The organism is Curtobacterium sp. PhB25, from assembly GCF_004365375.1.
Lineage (GTDB): Bacteria > Actinomycetota > Actinomycetes > Actinomycetales > Microbacteriaceae > Curtobacterium.
Window position 1 is genome coordinate 57,023 of record NZ_SODR01000002.1, and the last position, 18,483, is coordinate 75,505.

At 68.5% G+C, this 18,483-nt stretch carries 18 protein-coding genes; 13 read left to right on the plus strand and 5 right to left on the minus strand.

Going from position 1 to position 18,483, the window contains the following annotated elements; genetic code table 11:
* The gene (locus tag EDF51_RS04875) at positions 1 to 981 is read right to left on the minus strand and encodes an ABC transporter permease (protein ID WP_123938965.1); all 981 of its coding nucleotides are present in this window, start codon (positions 979 to 981) and stop codon (positions 1 to 3) included.
* Between the two features lie 256 nt (positions 982 to 1,237).
* On the opposite strand from EDF51_RS04875, the gene EDF51_RS04880 reads away from it, so the two are divergent.
* From EDF51_RS04880 to EDF51_RS20400, 6 genes are all read left to right on the plus strand, one after another.
* The gene (locus tag EDF51_RS04880) at positions 1,238 to 2,956 is read left to right on the plus strand and encodes an ABC transporter family substrate-binding protein (protein ID WP_131878326.1); all 1,719 of its coding nucleotides are present in this window, start codon (positions 1,238 to 1,240) and stop codon (positions 2,954 to 2,956) included.
* A gap of 595 nt (positions 2,957 to 3,551) precedes the next feature.
* Positions 3,552 to 4,097 (plus strand): MauE/DoxX family redox-associated membrane protein, encoded by a 546-nt coding sequence (locus EDF51_RS04885; protein ID WP_131878328.1) that lies wholly within the window; start codon positions 3,552 to 3,554, stop codon positions 4,095 to 4,097.
* 176 nt (positions 4,098 to 4,273) lie between these two features.
* Positions 4,274 to 4,642 (plus strand): hypothetical protein, encoded by a 369-nt coding sequence (locus EDF51_RS04890; protein WP_134194059.1) that lies wholly within the window; start codon positions 4,274 to 4,276, stop codon positions 4,640 to 4,642.
* Positions 4,635 to 6,485 carry an ABC transporter ATP-binding protein gene (locus EDF51_RS04895; RefSeq protein ID WP_133936890.1) on the plus strand — a complete coding sequence of 617 codons (1,851 nt, stop codon included), beginning with the start codon at positions 4,635 to 4,637 and terminating at the stop codon, positions 6,483 to 6,485. The genes EDF51_RS04890 and EDF51_RS04895 overlap by 8 nt, the downstream gene beginning before the upstream one ends.
* Positions 6,482 to 6,916, plus strand: a complete 435-nt coding sequence (locus EDF51_RS04900; RefSeq protein ID WP_131878332.1) for a S26 family signal peptidase — start codon at positions 6,482 to 6,484, stop codon at positions 6,914 to 6,916. The genes EDF51_RS04895 and EDF51_RS04900 overlap by 4 nt, the downstream gene beginning before the upstream one ends.
* Before the next feature lie 137 nt (positions 6,917 to 7,053).
* Complete coding sequence (locus EDF51_RS20400; protein WP_279387357.1) at positions 7,054 to 7,188, plus strand: hypothetical protein; 135 nt, start codon at positions 7,054 to 7,056, stop codon at positions 7,186 to 7,188.
* Between the two features lie 72 nt (positions 7,189 to 7,260).
* Here EDF51_RS20400 and EDF51_RS04905 read toward each other — a convergent pair whose 3' ends face one another.
* The 3 genes from EDF51_RS04905 to EDF51_RS04915 form a co-directional block, all read right to left on the minus strand.
* Positions 7,261 to 7,812 (minus strand): PH domain-containing protein, encoded by a 552-nt coding sequence (locus tag EDF51_RS04905; RefSeq protein ID WP_131878334.1) that lies wholly within the window; start codon positions 7,810 to 7,812, stop codon positions 7,261 to 7,263.
* 216 nt (positions 7,813 to 8,028) lie between these two features.
* Positions 8,029 to 8,508, minus strand: a complete 480-nt coding sequence (locus EDF51_RS04910; protein ID WP_131878336.1) for a peroxiredoxin — start codon at positions 8,506 to 8,508, stop codon at positions 8,029 to 8,031.
* 9 nt (positions 8,509 to 8,517) lie between these two features.
* Positions 8,518 to 9,267 carry a CPBP family intramembrane glutamic endopeptidase gene (locus EDF51_RS04915; protein WP_131878338.1) on the minus strand — a complete coding sequence of 250 codons (750 nt, stop codon included), beginning with the start codon at positions 9,265 to 9,267 and terminating at the stop codon, positions 8,518 to 8,520.
* Between the two features lie 121 nt (positions 9,268 to 9,388).
* On the opposite strand from EDF51_RS04915, the gene typA reads away from it, so the two are divergent.
* The 7 genes from typA (at position 9,389) to EDF51_RS04950 (ending at position 17,404) form a co-directional block, all read left to right on the plus strand.
* Positions 9,389 to 11,311, plus strand: a complete 1,923-nt coding sequence (gene typA, locus EDF51_RS04920; RefSeq protein WP_111084979.1) for a translational GTPase TypA — start codon at positions 9,389 to 9,391, stop codon at positions 11,309 to 11,311.
* 66 nt (positions 11,312 to 11,377) lie between these two features.
* Positions 11,378 to 12,571, plus strand: a complete 1,194-nt coding sequence (locus tag EDF51_RS04925; RefSeq protein ID WP_165918732.1) for an amidohydrolase — start codon at positions 11,378 to 11,380, stop codon at positions 12,569 to 12,571.
* A 112-nt stretch (positions 12,572 to 12,683) separates the two neighbouring features.
* Positions 12,684 to 13,226 (plus strand): hypothetical protein, encoded by a 543-nt coding sequence (locus EDF51_RS04930; protein WP_131878342.1) that lies wholly within the window; start codon positions 12,684 to 12,686, stop codon positions 13,224 to 13,226.
* 19 nt (positions 13,227 to 13,245) lie between these two features.
* Positions 13,246 to 14,436 (plus strand): PIG-L family deacetylase, encoded by a 1,191-nt coding sequence (locus EDF51_RS04935; protein WP_131878344.1) that lies wholly within the window; start codon positions 13,246 to 13,248, stop codon positions 14,434 to 14,436.
* Between the two features lie 35 nt (positions 14,437 to 14,471).
* Positions 14,472 to 14,789 (plus strand): ferredoxin, encoded by a 318-nt coding sequence (gene fdxA, locus EDF51_RS04940; protein ID WP_069711637.1) that lies wholly within the window; start codon positions 14,472 to 14,474, stop codon positions 14,787 to 14,789.
* Between the two features lie 13 nt (positions 14,790 to 14,802).
* Positions 14,803 to 15,921, plus strand: coding sequence for a succinyldiaminopimelate transaminase (dapC, locus tag EDF51_RS04945; RefSeq protein ID WP_132099585.1), 1,119 nt, complete (start codon positions 14,803 to 14,805; stop codon positions 15,919 to 15,921).
* Positions 15,922 to 16,105: 184 nt separating this feature from the next.
* Positions 16,106 to 17,404: a citrate synthase gene (locus tag EDF51_RS04950; protein ID WP_123340789.1), complete on the plus strand. Its 1,299-nt coding sequence runs from the start codon at positions 16,106 to 16,108 to the stop codon at positions 17,402 to 17,404.
* A gap of 76 nt (positions 17,405 to 17,480) precedes the next feature.
* Here EDF51_RS04950 and dapD read toward each other — a convergent pair whose 3' ends face one another.
* The gene (gene dapD / locus EDF51_RS04955) at positions 17,481 to 18,467 is read right to left on the minus strand and encodes a 2,3,4,5-tetrahydropyridine-2,6-dicarboxylate N-succinyltransferase (RefSeq protein ID WP_131878347.1); all 987 of its coding nucleotides are present in this window, start codon (positions 18,465 to 18,467) and stop codon (positions 17,481 to 17,483) included.
* Positions 18,468 to 18,483 lie beyond the last annotated feature (16 nt).

An 18,483-nucleotide genomic window follows, 5' to 3' on the forward strand; every position in this document is an offset into this window, starting at 1 on the left:
TCACACCCTCACTCGCGGGTCGAGCGCGGCGTAGAGCAGGTCCGCGAGGGTTCCTGCGATGAGCACGAGGATCGCCGTGAAGAGGATCGTGCCCGAGGCCGCGTTGATGTCGTTGTTGGTGATGCCCTGGACGAAGTACTCGCCCATGCCGTGCCAGCTGAAGACCAGCTCGGTGATGCTCGCGCCGGTCAGGATCAGCCCGAACGAGTACGCGAAGAACGTCGACATCGGGATGAGGGCGACGCGGACGCCGTGGCGCATGATGGCCGATCCACGCGTCCGGCCCTTCGACCGCGCGGTGCGGATGAAGTCGTTCGACAGCACGTCGAGCATCGCGGAGCGCTGGTACCGCGAGTACGTGGCGACGGCGCCGACGGTCAGCGAGATCGTGGGTAACAGCAGGTGTATCAGCCGGTCGCCGAGCACCGGGAAGAACCCGTTCACCCCCGGCGTGTACTCACCCGTGAACCGGATCACCTGGGTGCCGAGCCCCTGGTTCATCGCGGTCGCGAGGATCATCAGGACGACCGCGATGACGAAGGTCGGGGTGGCGAGCACGGCGAACGACAGGTACGTCGAGACCTGGTCCGACGTGCGGTACTGGCGGACGGCGTTCCACACGCCGAGCAGCACCCCGAGGATCGCGCCGAGCAGGGTGCCGATGACCAGCAAGCGCAGGCTCGTACCGGAGCGGGCGACGATGTCGGCCGTGACCTCGGTGCCGCGGGTGCTCATGCCGAGCGAACCGTGCGTCACGAGGTTCGACCACCAGGTCCACGTCCGGACGATGAGCGGGGTGTCCGGATCGGCACCGAGCTTCCGCAGGGACGCGTCGATCGTGCCCTGCGGCACGGCCGGGTTGCGGCCCAGGAACCGGGCAGCCGGGTTGAGCGTGCTGCTGGCGAGGATGTAACCGAGGGTCGTCGCGACGATCGTCAGGACGATGTAGTTGACGATCCGCTTTGCGATGAAGGCAAGCATGTACTGGGACCTCGTGGGGTGCGGCCGTCCGTCCGGACGGCGTTGTCGGTGGCGACAGGTTAGCCGCTCGCGACGGAGGGGTGGGACTTCCGTTGTGACGCTATGCAACATTCGTTACGAGCATGTTTCGATTCCCCACATCAACCCTTGTGGAGCCTTCGGATGTGACTAGGGTTCTCAACCAACAGGCGTGGCGGCGGGGGTCGCCGCGTTCCAGCGCGAACTGCGCGAACCACAACGAAAGGGAATCCTCGCCATGCGAAAGAGGATCAAGGGCATCGCCGTGCTGGCCACCGCTGCGGCTGCGGCCGTCGTGCTGGCGGGCTGCTCCGGCGGTGGACAGGCGGGCAACAGCAGCTCCGCGGTCGCCGAGTCGTCGCTGAAGTCGACCGGCTGGACCGTCGCGGACCGCGCGGACGTCAAGGACGGCGGGTCGATCACCCTGCCGATCGACACCGCTCCGGCGAACTTCCAGATCAACAACCTCGACTCCGGAACCGTCGACGACCAGACGATCTCCGGTGCGTACCTGCCGGGCTTCATCCAGTTCAAGGAGAACGGCGAGTGGGAGGTGAACAAGGACTTCGCGACCTCGGTCGAGCTGACCAAGGACTCACCCCAGACCGTCGAGATCAAGATCAACCCGAAGGCCGTGTGGTCTGACGGCACCCCGATCAGCGCGAAGGACGTCATCGCGAACTGGAAGGCGCTGAACGGCACGAACAAGGCCTTCGCGCCCCTCGCCACCAACGTGTGGGAGGACGTCGACTCGGTCAAGCAGGGCTCGGACGAGCGCGACGTCATCATGACGTTCTCGAAGACGAACGCCGACTGGGCGAGCGTCCTGGGCTCCATCTACCCGTACTGGGCCGTCGACACCCCCGAGCACTTCAACACCGCCTGGGCCAAGGGTCCGTACGCCGCTGACGGCAAGACCTACGTCTCCGGTGGCCCGTACATCGTGAAGTCCTTCGACGCCAACGGCGGCGTCCTCACGTTCGAGAAGAACCCGAAGTGGTGGGGCGACGAGGGCAAGCTCGACACCATCGTCTTCAAGACGGTCTCGCGTGACGGTGTCGCGCAGGCGTACGGGAACAAGGAACTCGACGCGTTCAACCTGAACGGCAGCGCCGACAACCTCAAGACGGCGAACTCCCGCTCCGACTCGAAGATCGAGCGCTCGCTCGGCACCACGCAGCGGCAGATCACGCTGAACGGCACCTCGGACGTCTTCAAGGACCAGGACGTGCGCCAGGCGTTCGCCCAGGCCATCAACCGCAAGGTCCTCGCCCAGGCGATCCTGTCGCCGGTGAAGAGCCCGGGTGACGTGCTCAACAACCTGACGTACCTGCCCGGTCAGGAGGGCTACCAGGACGACGTCTCGTCGGTCTACGGCTACAGCACCGACAAGGCGAAGTCGAAGCTCGAGGACGCCGGCTGGAAGGTCGGTTCGGACGGCTACGCGACCAAGGGCGGCAAGGAACTCGACGTCCGCTTCGTGATCCCGTCGGACAACCCGAACTCGGCGAACGTCGCGCAGCTCGTGCAGCAGCAGACGAAGCTCGCCGGCTTCAAGGTCACGATCGACACCGTGCCCTCGGACGACTTCTTCACGAAGTACATCACCACCGACGGCCGTGACTTCGACGCCACGTACTTCGCGTGGCAGGGCACGCCGTTCCCGATCTCGTCGCTCAAGTCGATCTACTACCCCGCCGACGCCGGCCAGAACTACACCGGCGTGACGGACGACTCGCTCGGCGCGGCATGGGACAAGGCGAACGCCGAGCTCGACCCCGATGCCCGCATCAAGGACGCGCAGGCGATCGACAAGAAGATCGTCGCCGTCGCCGGCACCATCCCGCTGTTCGCCGAGCCGTACGCCTGGGGTGTGCGCAAGGACCTCGTGAACTACGGCCCCGCGCAGTTCCAGCAGTACTCGGTCAAGTGGCAGGACGTGGGCTACACCAAGTAGTCCCGCCACCGAAGGGCTCCACCTCGACCCGAGGTGGAGCCCTTCGTGCACCGCGTTCCGGCGTTGCTCATGTGATCCCGACCGTCGAGAGCGGTGCGTATTGCATTCGAACCGTCTCGCCGCTGTCAGCATTCACAGATGGGTGTCCCATCCCAGATGGGAAAGAGAATGCGGCTGTGACGCCCCTTCGGAGGAGTCACAGCCGCATTCGGGTCGATCAGTCGCTTGCCCTCATCCCACCGGGCCGACCACGCACGCGCCACAGGTGAAGCCGCACGAGCCACATCCTGCTTGTGCGTACAGGTAATGACAGTCCTGATGTGCACCCAGCGGGCAGACCCGCGCGAAGGCTGAGCACTTCGAGCAGCCCGCGGCTTTCACCGGGGGTGGCGCGAAGATGCTGAGGAAACGGTCCCCGGCCGTGGCCACACGTTCGAGAGTAGTCCGCACTTCGACCTCCTGATTTCGATTGAACAGGAGAACTCGACGCTCCCCCTGAGCGCATTCCACTCCGACGGACACCGTCTTGTCAATGTCTTGCGAACGACTTGGTGCATGTGGTTGGGTGATGTTGGGGCACATGATGGGGGCGGACATGATCTACGTTGAGGTAGTTGGACGGGCGGTCATCTTCCTGGTCTTTGCTGCGTCGGTCAGCACGAAAATCCGCAGCAAAGATCGGCGACATCTCCTGGAATCTGCGCGAGCAATGTTGGGAGCGCTGCGCCCCGGGCTCTCGGACTTCACGATGGACCACCTGGGACGCGCTGCTCTCGTGGCGCAATGGCTTGTGCTGGTACTCGTCGTGACGCCGTGGTGGGTCGTTGGCGTCGTCCTGGCCGCACTGTTGCTCATCTCGTTCACCGCCGGATTGATCGCGGAGATCCTGGCTCCGGAGGACGCGCAATGCGCGTGCTTCGGCGCAGACGGTCCTGACGTGAGCGTCTGGGATGTCGTCCGCAACGGTGTGCTGATCGCGATCGCCGCTGCCCTGGTGGTGTTGGCCGGCGTCGAGACGCGGCCGCCGGAGGTCGGTGCCGTCGTCGTGCTGCTGTGTGGCGCTGTCGTACCGGCCTTCCTGCTGGTCGAGATGACCTCCATCCGAGAACTGTTCGTCGCAGGAAACCACAGGGGGAAATGATGCTCGCAGTCTGGTTGATGTTCTTCGTCGTCTTCGCGATCGGCCTCGTGAACTTCGTCCTCCTGGTGGCGGTGATCCGGCGATTGCGTGCGCACGGGCACGAAGGATCGGTCGAATCGACTCCACTGAGTCTGGTCATGTCGAGCGGGGAACCACACGAGTTCGTGGCGACGTCGATGGACGGGAAGCGCGTCGACCAAGACACGATCAGTGGAGACGCCGTGGTGGGGTTCTTCCTGAAGGGTTGTGCTCCGTGCAGAGAACTCATTCCGGACTTCGCCGCCGAGGCGCGACGGCGACGGGCCGTTGGTGAGACGGTCGTGGCGGTCGTCGTCGGAAACGGCGCGGCTGAGACGTACGGCCCCCTGCTCGCGGGATCGGCGGACGTCGTCGCGGAGGATTCTGTCGTCCCCGGGCAGCCGGGGTACCACACGATGGCCGCCGCCTTCGACGTTCAGGGTTTCCCTGCCGTGGTGCAGCTCAAGGACGGCGTCGTGGTCGACAACGTGCGTGATCGGATCGTCCCGAGCGCTGCGCGTGTCTGATCACGGAACACGCGCGGGCCGGCTCTCGTTGATAGCGACGGCCGGTGCGCTCGCACTCCGCGCCGGTCCGTTCCTCTTCACGAGCACGTTGCTGATCGCTCTTGTCGAGGGCATTGCTCCCGTCTGGGTAGCGCGTTCGTTCCAGAGCGTCATCGACGCCCTGGTCTCGTCGGCGTCGTTCGCCGCCCCGGCCATCGGGTTCGGGATCGGGACCGTCCTGATCGCCGTGCTGATTCCTGTGTCGGCGGCGTGCGATTCGGCTCTTTCACGAGCGGTGCGCATCGAGGCGCAGACCCGACTCTTCTCGGCGCTGCACGAGCGACTCAAGGGACTCACATTGCTCGAGTCGCCGGCGTTCCAGGACCGGGTCCGGCTCGCCCAGCAGGCCGTGTACACCGGCCCGAACCAACTGGTCCGCGACATGGTCAGCACGGTCCGGGCTGCGATCCTGCTGACCGGCTTCGGGATCGCGTTGGCCGGCGTGGCACCGATGATCCTGGTCTTCGCACTGCTCGCCGCAGTGCCCGTCGTCGTGACCGAGCTGGGGTTGACCCGCCGGTGGGGTCCAGCCATGCACCGCGTCAACAGTGCGGAGCGTCGCCTCACCTTCTACTCGATGCTCCTGCTTTCGCCCGAGGCGGGAAAGGAGATCAGACTCCTCGGACTCGGCGCCCTCCTGCGGCGGCGAATGGACGCGGAGTTGCGCGACTCGGCCCGAGCGGAAGCGAAGGTGGACGGTACGACGCTCCGGATGCGGCTGGCCACCACGTGCCTCACGGTACTGCTGTCGTTGTGCGCACTTGCGTGGGCGGCCGTCGAGGTCGCGAGTAGCCGTATGTCCGTCGGAGGGCTCACGCTCGTACTCGCCGGCGTCGGGGGTGTGCAATCGACGATCACTGCTCAGTCCTCGGTTTGGACTTCGCTCGCGAAGACCCTGCACGCCGTCAGCGAGTACGTCGCGGTCGTCACGGTGCAGCCGGACCTGCCGACGCCCGAACGCGGGGCGAGGGTCCCCGTACTCCGTGACCGGATCGAGTTCCGCGACGTCTGGTTCCGGTACGCGGCCGACCTGCCGTGGGTCCTCCGAGGTGTCTCGTTCTCGGTGCCGCACGGGAAGGCGGTCGCGCTGGTCGGTCAGAACGGTGCCGGGAAGTCGACGATCGTGCGATTGCTCTGTCGACTGTACGAACCAGACCACGGCGAGATCCTGTGGGACGGGGTCGACATCAGGTCCCTGCCCGTCGATGAGCTCCGGCAGCGGATCGGTGCGGTCTTCCAGGACTACTCGGAGTACGAGGCGAGCGTTCGTGACAACGTCGCGTTCGGCGATGTCGATGCTGCAGACCCAGAAGCCAGCGTTCGTCTCGCGGTCGATCGTGCCGGGGCGACGAAGATCGTCGAGACGCTGCCGTACGGACTCGACACCTTCCTCACGCGGATGTTCACGGACTCGGCAGACAGGGACGACCCGGAGACGGGGGTGATCCTCTCCGGAGGTCAAGGTCAGCGGCTCGCCTTCGCCCGCGCCATGATGCGCGCAGATCGTGACGTCATGATCCTCGATGAGCCGAGCTCGGGTCTCGATGCGTTCGGCGAGACGGAACTGCACTCGACACAGCGCCGAGTCCGTCGTGGACGGGCATCTTTGCTGATCTCGCACCGGCTGAACACCGTCCGGGATGCCGATGAGATCATCGTCCTCGACGAAGGTGCAGTCATCTCTTCCGGTACCCATGCCGAACAGCTTCGGGAACGCGGACTCTACTGGGAGTTGTTCGAAGCACAATCCCGCGGCTACCGACAGGATGCGGCAGTCGGCACGACGTCGCAGGCGAACGCGTGACGCTGCTCATCGGGGTCGGCTGCTTCGGCGCAGCCGCTGTCGCGTTCGCGGTCCTTGCTCTTGCGCGGTACCGGGTGTACCGCGTCTACGGAATCAGCATGCTGCCCGCCCTCGGCAATGGTCAGACTGTTCTGGTCCGGAAGACGACGAGGGGAATCGCCGTCGGCCAGCTGGTCGTCTTCGACGGTGATAAATTGCCTTACGTGGATTGCGAAAGCAGCTCTCAGTGTTTTCCGAAGGAGTTCAGCGGCACAGCTGTCAAACGAGTTGTGGACATCAGGGTGCAAAACGGTGGAATCGTCTTCGAAGTCTTGGGTGACAATCGTGCGGCGAGCATTGATTCACGCAACTTCGGCGTGATTTCGTTCGAACGAGTGATCGGCGTCGTCGTCGGCCGGACCGGTCTTCACGGCGCCTCTTCACAAAAATGACGTCAATTGCTACCGTTGACATCGAGCCCGGGGTGGCGCACGACGCTCTTGTGGTGAATGCGTGGGTCGATGATGAACGCCGTCACGCTCCGGACGGTGCTCGAGAACCAGGGGAAGTCACAATGCAGGCAAACACCATGAAGAAGTCATTCGCGCTCGCGGCGACGCTGCTCGTCGCGGCGACGCTCGGGCTCGGCGCCGCAGCAGCGGTGCACGCCGACGGTGCGCCGACGCATGCGTCAGCCGGCGCACCGTTCAAATGGAAGAACTGAACGACCTCGACCCGGGGCGGGGTGTCGCCAGTGGCGGCGCGCCGCCCTCCGTCGTCTGTGCTGCGTCGGACGCTACATCCGGGCCGCCGCGAGCGACGCCGCGATCCCGAGCACGACGAACGCCAGGACCGTCCAGCCGTGCACCCGGTGGGTGATCGGCGCCGCCGTCACGGTCGCGGGCGGCGGGCCGTCCTGCGGAGCCGGGGCGGGTACGAGGGCCAGCATCCGCGCGGCCGCAGCGTCGACGTCGAGGTGATCCGGGCCTCCCGGTCGGCCCGGGACCTGGGCGGTGAGCCGCGCGGTCGGGCGGGTCGCGATCCAGACGCGGCGGACGCCCTCGCTCGTGACGACCTCGATGCCGTACTTCGTGCGCACCTCGGTGACACGCGACCACGTGTAGGTGCTGGTGCGGCGGACGTCCACGATCCGCAGGTGCTCGGGCGTCAGCTCGATGCGCGGACGCCAGAGCGCGGCCCACGCCACGAACGCGATGCAGATGCTCGGGACCGGGACGAGCCACGGGTTGCTGCCACCGAGCAGTGCCAGGGGGACGAGCGCCACCGCGACGACCCAGAGGGCGATGGCGAGACGGCGGAGGCCCGGGGCGACGATGGTGGTGTGCACCGGACGAGGTTACGAGATGCCTCCCCGGAGACGCCCGGGGAGCGGGTGTGACACACCAGCGCGTATCTCCGGACGACCCGATTCCCCGGGGAGGCAGATCCTGCGTGGACCTCTCGTGCCGACAATGGTCGTCGCCCCCAGTTCGGGTGTCAATACCCCATGGCGACGGATTCGGGAAACCCCCACGCCGGGAACGGCGTCAGTCGCGGGATCCGGTCACGAGACGAGCAGTTCGATCTGTTCTCGGATGGTCTCGGCCGTCGGGAACCGCAGACCGACCAGGCCGACGTGCCGCCACCGCACGACCCCGTCGGGACCGATCACGAACACCGACCGACGGAGTCCGATCCCCGGCGCGCGCACGCCGTAGTCGCGGATCACCGAGCCGGCGGTGTCGCTCAGCAGGGGGAACGTCAGCGAGGAGCCGCGCGCGAACGTCTCGTGCGAGTCGAGGGCCTGCGGGCTGATGCCCCACACCACGGCACCCAGGTCGTCGAACTCGTCGAGTTCCGCCTGGTAGCTGCAGAGCTGCGCGGTGCAGACGGCCGTCGCGTCGCCGGGGTAGAAGGCGAGCACCACGGTCCGGCCGATCTCCGACGACAGGTCGTACTCGTCGTCGGTGCGGACCCCGTCGCGGACGATCATGCCCGGCAGGGTGAACGTCGGCGCGGACTCGCCGACCTCGGGGATGCTCATGTGCTCACGCTACGAGAACAACCGGGGGAACGCGCTCGCGACCCAGGGGTACCCGACGAACACCGCGGCGTCGAGCAGGCAGTGCGTGATGATCAAGGGCATCAGGCGGCCCCACTTCGTGTAGATCCAGCCGAACACGATGCCCATCACGGCGTTGCCCACGAACGCGCCGAAGCCCTGGTACAGGTGGTAGCTCCCGCGCAGCAGTGCCGTCGACAGGATCACCTGCCACCGCCCCCAGCCCAGGTCGCCGAGCCGGGCGTAGAGGTACCCGATCACGATGACCTCCTCCTGCAGGCCGGAGCGGATCGCGGACAGCAGCAGGACCGGCACCGTCCACCAGTACGAGTTCAGGGCAGCGGGGTCCACGCTCACCGTGATGCCGAGCGCACGCCCGGCGAAGTACAGGGCGAGCCCCGGGATCCCGATGCACAGAGCGATGAGCGCCGGACCGCCCAGGTCGGGCTTCACCCGGAACCGGTCGATGCCGAGCCGGGACAGGTGCGGGCGGGACGTGCTCCACAGCAGGAAACAGACGAGCGCGACCGGTGCCAGGTCCACCGCGATGCCGAGCAGCTGCCGGGCCAGGTCGACGTACTGCACCGTCGTCGACGAGGTGTTGAGCGCCGTGGACTGCTCGCCGAGCGGGGTCGTCTGCGACAGGTCGTCGATGATCTGGAGGATCGAGTACAGCGCGCTGGCACCCAGTGAGAGCAGCAGCACGATGGTGATCTCGACCCACGTTCGCCGTCGGCTCATCTGCTGTACTCCTGACGGTTGCGAACTACCGGTAGACTGGCGTGTCGGGCGTTCTGCCCGCGGGTGCGGTGCCGACAAATCACTGGCCCGACACTCTCCCAGAAATTGAAGGATGTCCTGTATGGCGCTCGCCACCCGGTCCGACCTGCGCAACGTCGCCATCGTGGCACACGTCGACCACGGCAAGACCACCCTCGTCGACGCGATGCTCACGCAGACCAACTCGTTCGACGCCCACTTCGAGGGCGAAGACCGCATGATGGACTCGAACGACCTCGAGCGCGAGAAGGGCATCACGATCCTCGCGAAGAACACGTCGGTGCTCTACAACGGCAAGCACGCGACCGAGTTCGGCGCGGACGGCCCCATCACCATCAACGTGATCGACACCCCGGGTCACGCCGACTTCGGTGGTGAGGTCGAGCGAGGCCTCTCCATGGTCGACGGTGTCGTCCTGCTCGTCGACGCGTCCGAGGGCCCGCTGCCCCAGACGCGCTTCGTGCTCCGCAAGGCGCTCGCCGCCAAGCTCCCGGTGATCCTGCTCGTCAACAAGACGGACCGCCCCGACTCCCGCATCGACGAGGTCGTCTCCGAGTCGCAGGACCTGCTCCTCGGCCTGGCGTCCGACCTGTCGGACGAGGTCGACGACCTCGACCTCGACGCGATCCTCGACGTTCCCGTGGTCTACGCCTCGGGTCGTGCCGGTGCCGCGTCGCGCAACAAGCCGGCCGACGGCTCGCTGCCCGACAACGACGACCTCGAGCCGCTGTTCGAAGCGATCCTGCAGCACGTCCCCGCGCCGAAGTACGACGACCAGCACCCGCTGCAGGCCCACGTCACCAACCTCGACGCGTCGCCGTTCCTCGGTCGCCTCGCGCTGCTGCGCATCTTCCACGGCACGATGAAGAAGGGCCAGACGGTCGCGTGGGTCAAGCACGACGGCACCGTCGTGAACGCCCGCATCACCGAGCTCCTCATCACCAAGGCCCTCGAGCGCTACCCGGCCGAGTCGGCTGGCCCCGGTGACATCGTCGCCGTCGCCGGCTTCGACACGATCACCATCGGTGAGACGCTGACCGACCCCGAGGACGTCCGCCCGCTGCCGACCATCACGGTCGACGACCCGGCGATCTCGATGACGATCGGCACGAACACCAGCCCGCTCGTGGGCAAGGTCAAGGGTCACAAGCTGACCGCCCGCATGGTCAAGGAGCGCCTCGACCGCGAGCTCATCGGCAACGTCTCGCTCAAGGTCCTCGACATCGGTCGCCCCGATGCGTGGGAGGTCCAGGGCCGTGGTGAGCTCGCGCTCGCCATCCTGGTCGAGCAGATGCGTCGTGAGGGCTTCGAGCTCACCGTCGGCAAGCCGCAGGTCGTCACGAAGCGTGACGAGAACGGCAAGCTGCAGGAGCCGTACGAGCACATGACGATCGACACGCCGGAGGAGTACCTCGGCGCGATCACCCAGCTCATGGCCGCTCGCAAGGGCCGCATGGAGAACATGACGAACCACGGCACCGGCTGGGTGCGCATGGAGTTCATCGTCCCGTCGCGCGGCCTGATCGGCTTCCGCACGTCGTTCCTGACCGAGACCCGCGGCACCGGCATCGCCAACGCGATCTCGCACGGCTACGACGAATGGGCCGGCCCGATCCAGACCCGCATCAACGGCTCGATCGTGTCCGACCGCTCGGGTGTCGTCACGCCGTTCGCCATCACGAACCTGCAGGAGCGGATGACGTTCTTCGTCAACCCCACCGAAGAGGTCTACGAGGGCATGGTCATCGGCGAGAACTCGCGCGCCGACGACATGGACGTCAACATCACGAAGGAGAAGAAGCTCACGAACATGCGTTCGGCGAACGCCGACTCCTTCGAGTCGATGACGCCGTCGCGCCAGCTCTCCCTCGAGGAGTGCCTGGAGTTCGCGCGCGAGGACGAGTGCGTCGAGGTCACCCCGGCCGTCGTCCGCATCCGCAAGGTCGAGCTCGACGCGCAGGCCCGCCAGCGCTCGTACGCCCGCCTGAAGCGTCAGGACGCGTAAGCACCAAGCGACGCGTCGCGTCAGCAAGAGCACGACCTGAGGAGGTCGGGGGTTACGGTGGATGCCGTGACCCTCGACCTCCTCTCGCTGTACCAGGACCTGCACGCCCACCCCGAGCTCGGTTTCCAGGAGCACCGCACTGCGGGCATCGTGGCCGACCGGCTCGCCGAACTCGGTGGCATCGAGGTGACCACCGGCGTCGGCGGCACCGGTGTCGTCGGCGTCCTGTCGAACGGCGAGGGCCCGGTCGTGTGGCTCCGCGCCGACATGGACGGCCTGCCGGTCCAGGAGCGCACGGGGCTGTCCTACGCCAGCCAGCACCGCGGCACCGACGAGGACGGCAACGACGTCCCGACGATGCACGCATGCGGCCACGACATCCACGTCACCTGGCTGCTCGGCACGCTCGAGCGCCTCGTCGCCACCCGGGACCAGTGGAGCGGCACGGTCGTCGGCGTCTTCCAGCCGGCGGAGGAGGTCATCTCCGGCGCCCGCGCCATGGTCGAGGACGGCCTGGTCGACCGGTTCCCGAAGCCCGACGTCGTGCTCGGCCAGCACTCGGCTCCGGCCCCGGTCGGCATCGTCGCGATCGGCTCCGGCCCGGTGATGGCGTCGAGCGACCGGCTCACCGTGACCTTCAACGGTCGCGGGGCACACGGGTCCGCGCCGCAGGCATCCCTCGACCCGGTCGTCACCGCCGCGTCCGCCGTCGTGCGGCTGCAGACCGTCGTCTCGCGCGAGGTCTCGCCGAGCGACGCCGGTGTGGTCACCGTCGGCAGCTTCCACGCCGGCACCCGCGCGAACATCATCCCCGACCAGGCCGTCATCGAGATCTCGACGCGTGCCCGCAACGAGGACACCCGTGCGCGCATCATCGCGTCGATCGAGCGGATCGTCCGTGCCGAGAGCGACGCCGGTGGCCTGCCCGAGCCGACGATCGTGCGGTCGCCCGGTGCCGAGGTGACCGTGAACGACGCGGAGTCCGCTGCCCGGGTGCTCGCGGCCGTCAGCGCCGCCGTACCGGGTGCGCGCGAGCTGGAGATCGGGCTGGCGATGGCGTCGGAGGACGTCGGGCAGCTCGCGACGGCGGCGGGCGTCCCGCTCGTGTACTGGTTCACGGGGATCACCGACCCGGAGCTGTTCCGCCGCGGCGAGGACATCCCGAGCAACCACTCGCCGTTCTACGCGCCGCAGGCCGAGACCGCGATCCCGGTCGGCGTGGACGCCTTGGTCGCCGCGACGCGCGCCTACGTCGCCTGACGGACGGACGGGAGGCGCGGGGCGGCCCCGCCGCGCGGGTGACCGTCCCGGGGACAGGACGTTCACAGCCAACTCGCGCCGTGCCTCCCGGCTCACCCGTTACCGTCGGCGCATGCGTTCCCTCCGTACCCCGCTGATCGCCGCCGTCGCCGCCGGCATCGCCCTGGCCGGACTCACCGGCTGCTCGTCCGACTCCGTGAAGCAGGCGACGGACCTCGGGTCCTCGGTGGCCTCGACGGTCGCGCACGGCGTCGCGGGCATCGACGGCAAGGCGATCCAGGACGGCATGTCCTCGGTCGCGGGCGGCATCGACGGGGCGCTCGACACGGCGCTCAAGGGTGCGAACGTCACCTCTGACGGCAAGGTGCCCGACGGGTTCCCGTCGTCCGACGTGCCGCTCGTCGACGGCACGGTGCTCGGCGGGGGAGCGGGACCGAACGGCTCCGGGTGGGTCGTGCAGGTGCGCGCCGGGTCGGTCGACGACTTCGCCTCCGCCGCGCAGCAGCTCGCCGACGCCGGTTACACCGAGTCGGCGAAGCGCGCCGACTCGTCGAGTGCGTTCGGGATGTTCCGCAGCGACGGGTACCGCGTCGTGCTCACGTTCTCGGACGGCGACGACGGCGTCACCGCGACCTACATCGTCACGGCCCGCTAGTCCCGTACCCTTGGGGGCGATGTCGAAGGCCTCCGTCACGCGCCCCGAGCGCGTCCTGTTCGTGCACGCCCACCCCGACGACGAGACCCTGTCGTCCGGTGGGACGATCGCGACCCTGCTCGAGCTCGGCGCCGAGGTCACCGTGTTGACGGCGACCCGCGGTGAGCGCGGCGAGATGCTCACCGAGCGGCTCGCACCCCTGGCCGGCGACGCACAACGCGTCGCCGCGCACCGTGAGACCGAGATCGACGCGGCACTCGCAGCCCTCGGCGGCCCGGCGCGCCTGTGGCTCGGCGGGCGCGGTGCCCGGCCCACCGACCTGCCGGAACGCCGGTACGTCGACTCCGGCATGCAGTGGGGGCCGGACGGGCGGGCGACCGCCGCCGACGACGCCCCCGTCGACTCGCTGACCGCCGCCGACCTGGGCGAGGTCGTCGACGACGTCCGTGCCGCGATCCGCTCCACCGGTGCGGACGCGGTCGTGAGCTACGCCGACGACGGCGGGTACGGCCACCCCGACCACGTGCGTGTGCACCACGCTGCTCGGTACGCGGCCCGGGCAGAGGAAGTGGCGTTCTCGATGATCGTCGCCCCGGACACCGGGGACGCCGACGTCACCGTCGACGTCCTGCCGGTGCGGGCGAAGGTGCGTGCCGCCGTCGAGCAGTACCGCTCGCAGGTCACCGTCGACCCGGTCGACCCCGCGGACCCGACCGCGCTGTCGTGGGTGATGCCGCACGGCGTCCGCGAGCACGCCCCCGCCGTCGAGGCCTTCCGGCACGACGCCGACCCGCAGCCCCCGGCACCGCAGACCTACGCCGAGATGTCCGGCCAGGGCAAGGTCGCCGCGGTCGCCGTCGCGCTCGTGCTCGGGCTCGTCACCGGCGGACTGGGCACCGTGACGCACCAGCAGACCGTCGGCGCCGCCGCGTTCCCGATCGGCATGGTGATCACCACGCTGCTCGTGATCGGGCTGACCGTGGGCATCCGGCTGCTGTACCGGTCGCGGGCGATGGTCGCCGCGATCGGCATCGGCATCCTCGTCGCGACCCAGGTGCTCGTCTCCGTCGGCGGCCAGGGCTCGCCGCTCGTGCTGGCGAACGCGGCCGGGTACGTGTGGACGTTCGCGCCCGCCGTCATCGCCGCCCTGGTGCTCGCGTGGCCGGACCTGTCGGGGCTGCGGTCCCGGACGGCCCCGGGCCGCGAGTAGACTCGAACCCGCTCGTCGAAGGGAGCACCCGAACCGTGACCTACGTGATCGCCCAGCCCTGTGTCGACGTCAAGGACCGTGCCTGCATCGACGAATGCCCCGTCGACTGCATCTACGAGGGCGACCGTTCGCTGTACATCCACCCCGACGAGTGCGTCGACTGCGGTGCGTGCGAGCCGGTGTGCCCGGTCGAGGCCATCTACTACGAGGATGACCTGCCCGACGAGTGGGCCGACTACTACAAGGCCAACGTCGAGTTCTTCCAGGAAGTCGGCTCGCCCGGTGGCGCCGCGAAGGTCGGTGTGATCCACAAGGACCATCCGGTCGTCATGGCCGAACCGCCCCGCGGCTGAGCCGGACACGCACGTGGCGCTCGACCTGCCCGACTTCCCCTGGGACCAGCTCGTCCCGTTCAAGCAGCGCGCGGCCGGGTACGAGGGCGGCATCGTCGACCTGAGCGTCGGTTCGCCCGTCGACCCGACCCCCGAGGTCGTCCGACGCGCCCTCGCTGACGCCACGGACGCGCACGCCTACCCGCAGGTCGCCGGCACCCCGGCGCTGCGGCAGGCCATCGCCGACTGGTACGGCCGACGCCACGGGGTGCGGCTGACCGAGGCGCACACGCTGCCGACGATCGGGTCGAAGGAGTTCATCGCCGGCCTGGCGCTCTGGCTCGGCATCGGCGCCGGCGACACCGTGGTGTTCCCCGCCGCTGCGTACCCCACCTACGAGCTCGGCGCGGCCCTGGTCGGTGCGGACGCCCTCGCATCGGACGACCCGGCGGCGTGGCCGGCGACGACGAAGCTGGTGTGGCTGAACTCGCCCGGCAACCCCGACGGCCGCGTGCTCTCGATCGACGACCTGCGTGCAGCGGTCGACCGCGCCCGCGAACTCGGTGCCGTCATCGTCGGTGACGAGTGCTACGCCGAGCTCGGCTGGGACCCGCAGTACGCGACCACCCCGACCCCCACGATCCTCGACCCCCGGGTCGTCGGCGACTCGGTCGACGGCGTGCTCAGCGTGTACTCGCTGTCGAAGCAGTCGAACCTGGCCGGGTACCGCGCGGCGTTCGTCGCCGGTGACGCCCGGATCCTCGCCGACGTGCTCGCGGTCCGGAAGCACGCGGGGCTGATGCCGCCGCTGCCGGTGCAGGAAGCGATGATCGTCGCACTCGCCGACCAGACCCACGTGCAGCAGCAGAAGGCCCGCTACCGGGCGCGCCGGAACATGCTCCGACGGGCACTCGAGGACGCCGGCTTCCGCATCGACCACAGCGAGGCCGGCCTGTACCTCTGGGCGACCCGCGGTGAGCCGGCGCTCGACACGGTGTCGTGGTTGGCCGACCGCGGGATCCTCGTCGCACCGGGCACGTTCTACGGCACAGCGGGCGGGGAGCACGTCCGGGTGGCCCTCACCGCGACCGACGAGCGCATCGCCGCGGCGGCCCAGCGGCTGGCCAGCAGCCGTCGGCTCGGCGCCGCGTAGCGCGGGGACGGACCCCGCCGCCGGGCGGATCGTGCATTCCGCCCGGAGCGCAACCGGGGGTTCCCACCAAGTCGTGACCATCGATGTGTGCACGAGCGACAGACGCCGCGATTAGGCTGTCAACGTGACTGACACTGCCAACGACGCTCAGAAGACGGCCACACCGCCCACGACGCCCGTGCCCGTGAGTCCCGCCGCCGAACAGACGGGCGAGACCGCGACGCTGACGTACCCGGGCGGCAGCGCGGAGTTCCCGATCCTGCCGAGCGTCGACGGCGCGTCCACGATGGACATCTCGACGTTCAAGAAACAGACCGGGATGAACACGCTCGACTACGGGTTCGTGAACACCGGGTCGACCAAGAGCGCGATCACCTACATCGACGGCGACGAGGGCATCCTGCGGTACCGCGGGTACCCGATCGACCAGGTCGCGTCGAACTGCACCTTCCTCGAGGTCGCGTGGCTCCTGATCTACGGCGAGCTGCCCGACGAGTCCGAACTCGCCGACTTCGACGCCCGCATCCGTCGGCACACCCTGCTGCACGAGGACCTCCGGCGCCTGTTCGACGCGCTCCCGCACTCCGCGCACCCGATGTCCGTGCTGTCCAGCGCCGTCAGTGCCCTGTCGACGTACTACGAGGACGACATGGACGTCGACGACCCGGAGAAGGTCGAGCTGCAGACCGTGCGGCTGCTCGCCAAGCTGCCGGTGATCGCCGCCTACGCGCACAAGAAGTCCATCGGGCAGGCGTTCCTGTACCCGGACAACGGGCTGTCGTTCGTCGACAACTTCCTGCGCCTGAACTTCGGCACCATGGCCGAGACCTACCAGCCGAACCCGGTGCTGTCGAAGGCCCTCGACCGGCTCCTCATCCTGCACGAGGACCACGAGCAGAACGCCTCCACCGCGACGGTCCGCCTGGTCGGCTCGACGAAGGCGAACATGTTCGCGTCGATCTCGGCCGGCATCAACGCCCTGTACGGGCCGCTGCACGGCGGCGCGAACGAGGCCGTGCTCGAGATGCTGCAGCAGATCAAGGACTCCGGCGAGCCGGTGCAGCGCTTCGTCGAGCGGGTGAAGAACAAGGAGCGCGGCGTGAAGCTCATGGGCTTCGGACACCGCGTCTACAAGAACTACGACCCCCGCGCGAAGCTCGTCAAGGAGTCGGCCGACGAGGTCCTCGAGTCCCTCGGCGTGCAGGACGACCTGCTCGACATCGCGAAGGAGCTCGAGCAGATCGCGCTGAGCGACCAGTACTTCATCGACCGCAAGCTCTACCCGAACGTCGACTTCTACACCGGCATCATCTACAAGGCGATGGGCTTCCCGCCGCGCATGTTCACGGTGCTGTTCGCGATCGGCCGCCTGCCCGGCTGGATCGCGCAGTGGCGCGAGCTGAACAACGACCCGCTCAACAAGATCGGTCGCCCGCAGCAGCTCTACGTGGGTGCGCCGAAGCGGGACCTCCCCGCGCGCTGACGCGCGTTCTCACCCGCGAAAGCGACAGAGTCCCGCGAACAGTTCGCAGGACTCTGTCGCTTTCGCGGGGCCAGGCCTACGCGTGGAGCGCGGTGTTGAGCTGGATGCCCTCGCCCTTGCGCTGCAGCGCCTCGACGGCGCCGGACAGGCTGTTGCGGCGGAACAGGACGTTCGGGGTGCCGGACAGCTCGGCGGCCTTGACGGTCTTCGGCGTGCCGTCCGGGTTCGGTGCGGCGCCGACCAGGACGACCTTCGTTCCCGCCGTGACGTACAGGCCGGCCTCGATGACGGAGTCGTCGCCGAGGGAGATGCCGAGACCCGCGTTCGCACCGAGCAGCGCGCGCTCGCCCAGGGAGACCCGGTGCGTGCCGCCGCCGGAGAGCGTGCCCATGATGGACGCCCCGCCGCCGATGTCGGTGCCGTTGCCGACGACGACGCCCTGCGAGACACGGCCCTCGATCATGGCGTCGCCGAGGGTGCCGGCGTTGAAGTTCACGAAGCCCTCGTGCATGACGGTCGTGCCCGGTGCCAGGTGCGCCCCGAGACGGACGCGGTTGGCGTCACCGATGCGGACGCGGTCCGGCACGACGTAGTCGACGAGACGGGGGAACTTGTCGATGGCGTGCACGGCGATGCCCGCGCGCTGCAGCGACGGGCGCAGGCGGGTCAGGGACTCCGGGTGGACCGGCCCCGCGTTCGTCCACGCGACGATCGGGAGGTACCCGAAGACACCGTCGAGGTTGATGGTGTTCGGACGCACGTGCAGGTGGCTCAGCAGGTGCAGACGCAGGTACGCGTCCTCGGTGCTGGTCGGGGCGGCGTCGATGGTGACCTCGGTGGTGACGGCCTCGATCCGGACCTCGCGGCGGGGGTCGTCGCCGACGTGCGCCTGCAGTGCTGCCGGGAACACCGCGTCGGTCGGCAGCGGGCCGAGGTGGGTCTCCGGGTACCAGGTGTCGAGCGTCGTGCCGTCGGCGGCGATCGCCGCGAGGCCGTGGCCCCAGGCGTGCGTCGGGCGGTCGGCGGTGGCGGTCGGGTCGGTGGCAGCGGTCGTGTCGGTCACCGCACCAGGGTACCGA

What these genes read in the sequence shown, in the direction of transcription:
- EDF51_RS04875 (WP_123938965.1), bottom strand. Translation starts at nt 981, where the DNA reads ATGCTTGCCTTCATCGCAAAGCGGATCGTCAACTACATCGTCCTGACG.
- EDF51_RS04880 (WP_131878326.1), top strand. Translation starts at nt 1,238, where the DNA reads ATGCGAAAGAGGATCAAGGGCATCGCCGTGCTGGCCACCGCTGCGGCT.
- EDF51_RS04885 (WP_131878328.1), top strand. Translation starts at nt 3,552, where the DNA reads ATGATCTACGTTGAGGTAGTTGGACGGGCGGTCATCTTCCTGGTCTTT.
- EDF51_RS04890 (WP_134194059.1), top strand. Translation starts at nt 4,274, where the DNA reads ATGGACGGGAAGCGCGTCGACCAAGACACGATCAGTGGAGACGCCGTG.
- EDF51_RS20400 (WP_279387357.1), top strand. Translation starts at nt 7,054, where the DNA reads ATGAAGAAGTCATTCGCGCTCGCGGCGACGCTGCTCGTCGCGGCGACG.
- EDF51_RS04910 (WP_131878336.1), bottom strand. Translation starts at nt 8,508, where the DNA reads ATGAGCATCCCCGAGGTCGGCGAGTCCGCGCCGACGTTCACCCTGCCG.
- EDF51_RS04915 (WP_131878338.1), bottom strand. Translation starts at nt 9,267, where the DNA reads ATGAGCCGACGGCGAACGTGGGTCGAGATCACCATCGTGCTGCTGCTC.
- typA (WP_111084979.1), top strand. Translation starts at nt 9,389, where the DNA reads ATGGCGCTCGCCACCCGGTCCGACCTGCGCAACGTCGCCATCGTGGCA.
- EDF51_RS04930 (WP_131878342.1), top strand. Translation starts at nt 12,684, where the DNA reads ATGCGTTCCCTCCGTACCCCGCTGATCGCCGCCGTCGCCGCCGGCATC.
- EDF51_RS04935 (WP_131878344.1), top strand. Translation starts at nt 13,246, where the DNA reads ATGTCGAAGGCCTCCGTCACGCGCCCCGAGCGCGTCCTGTTCGTGCAC.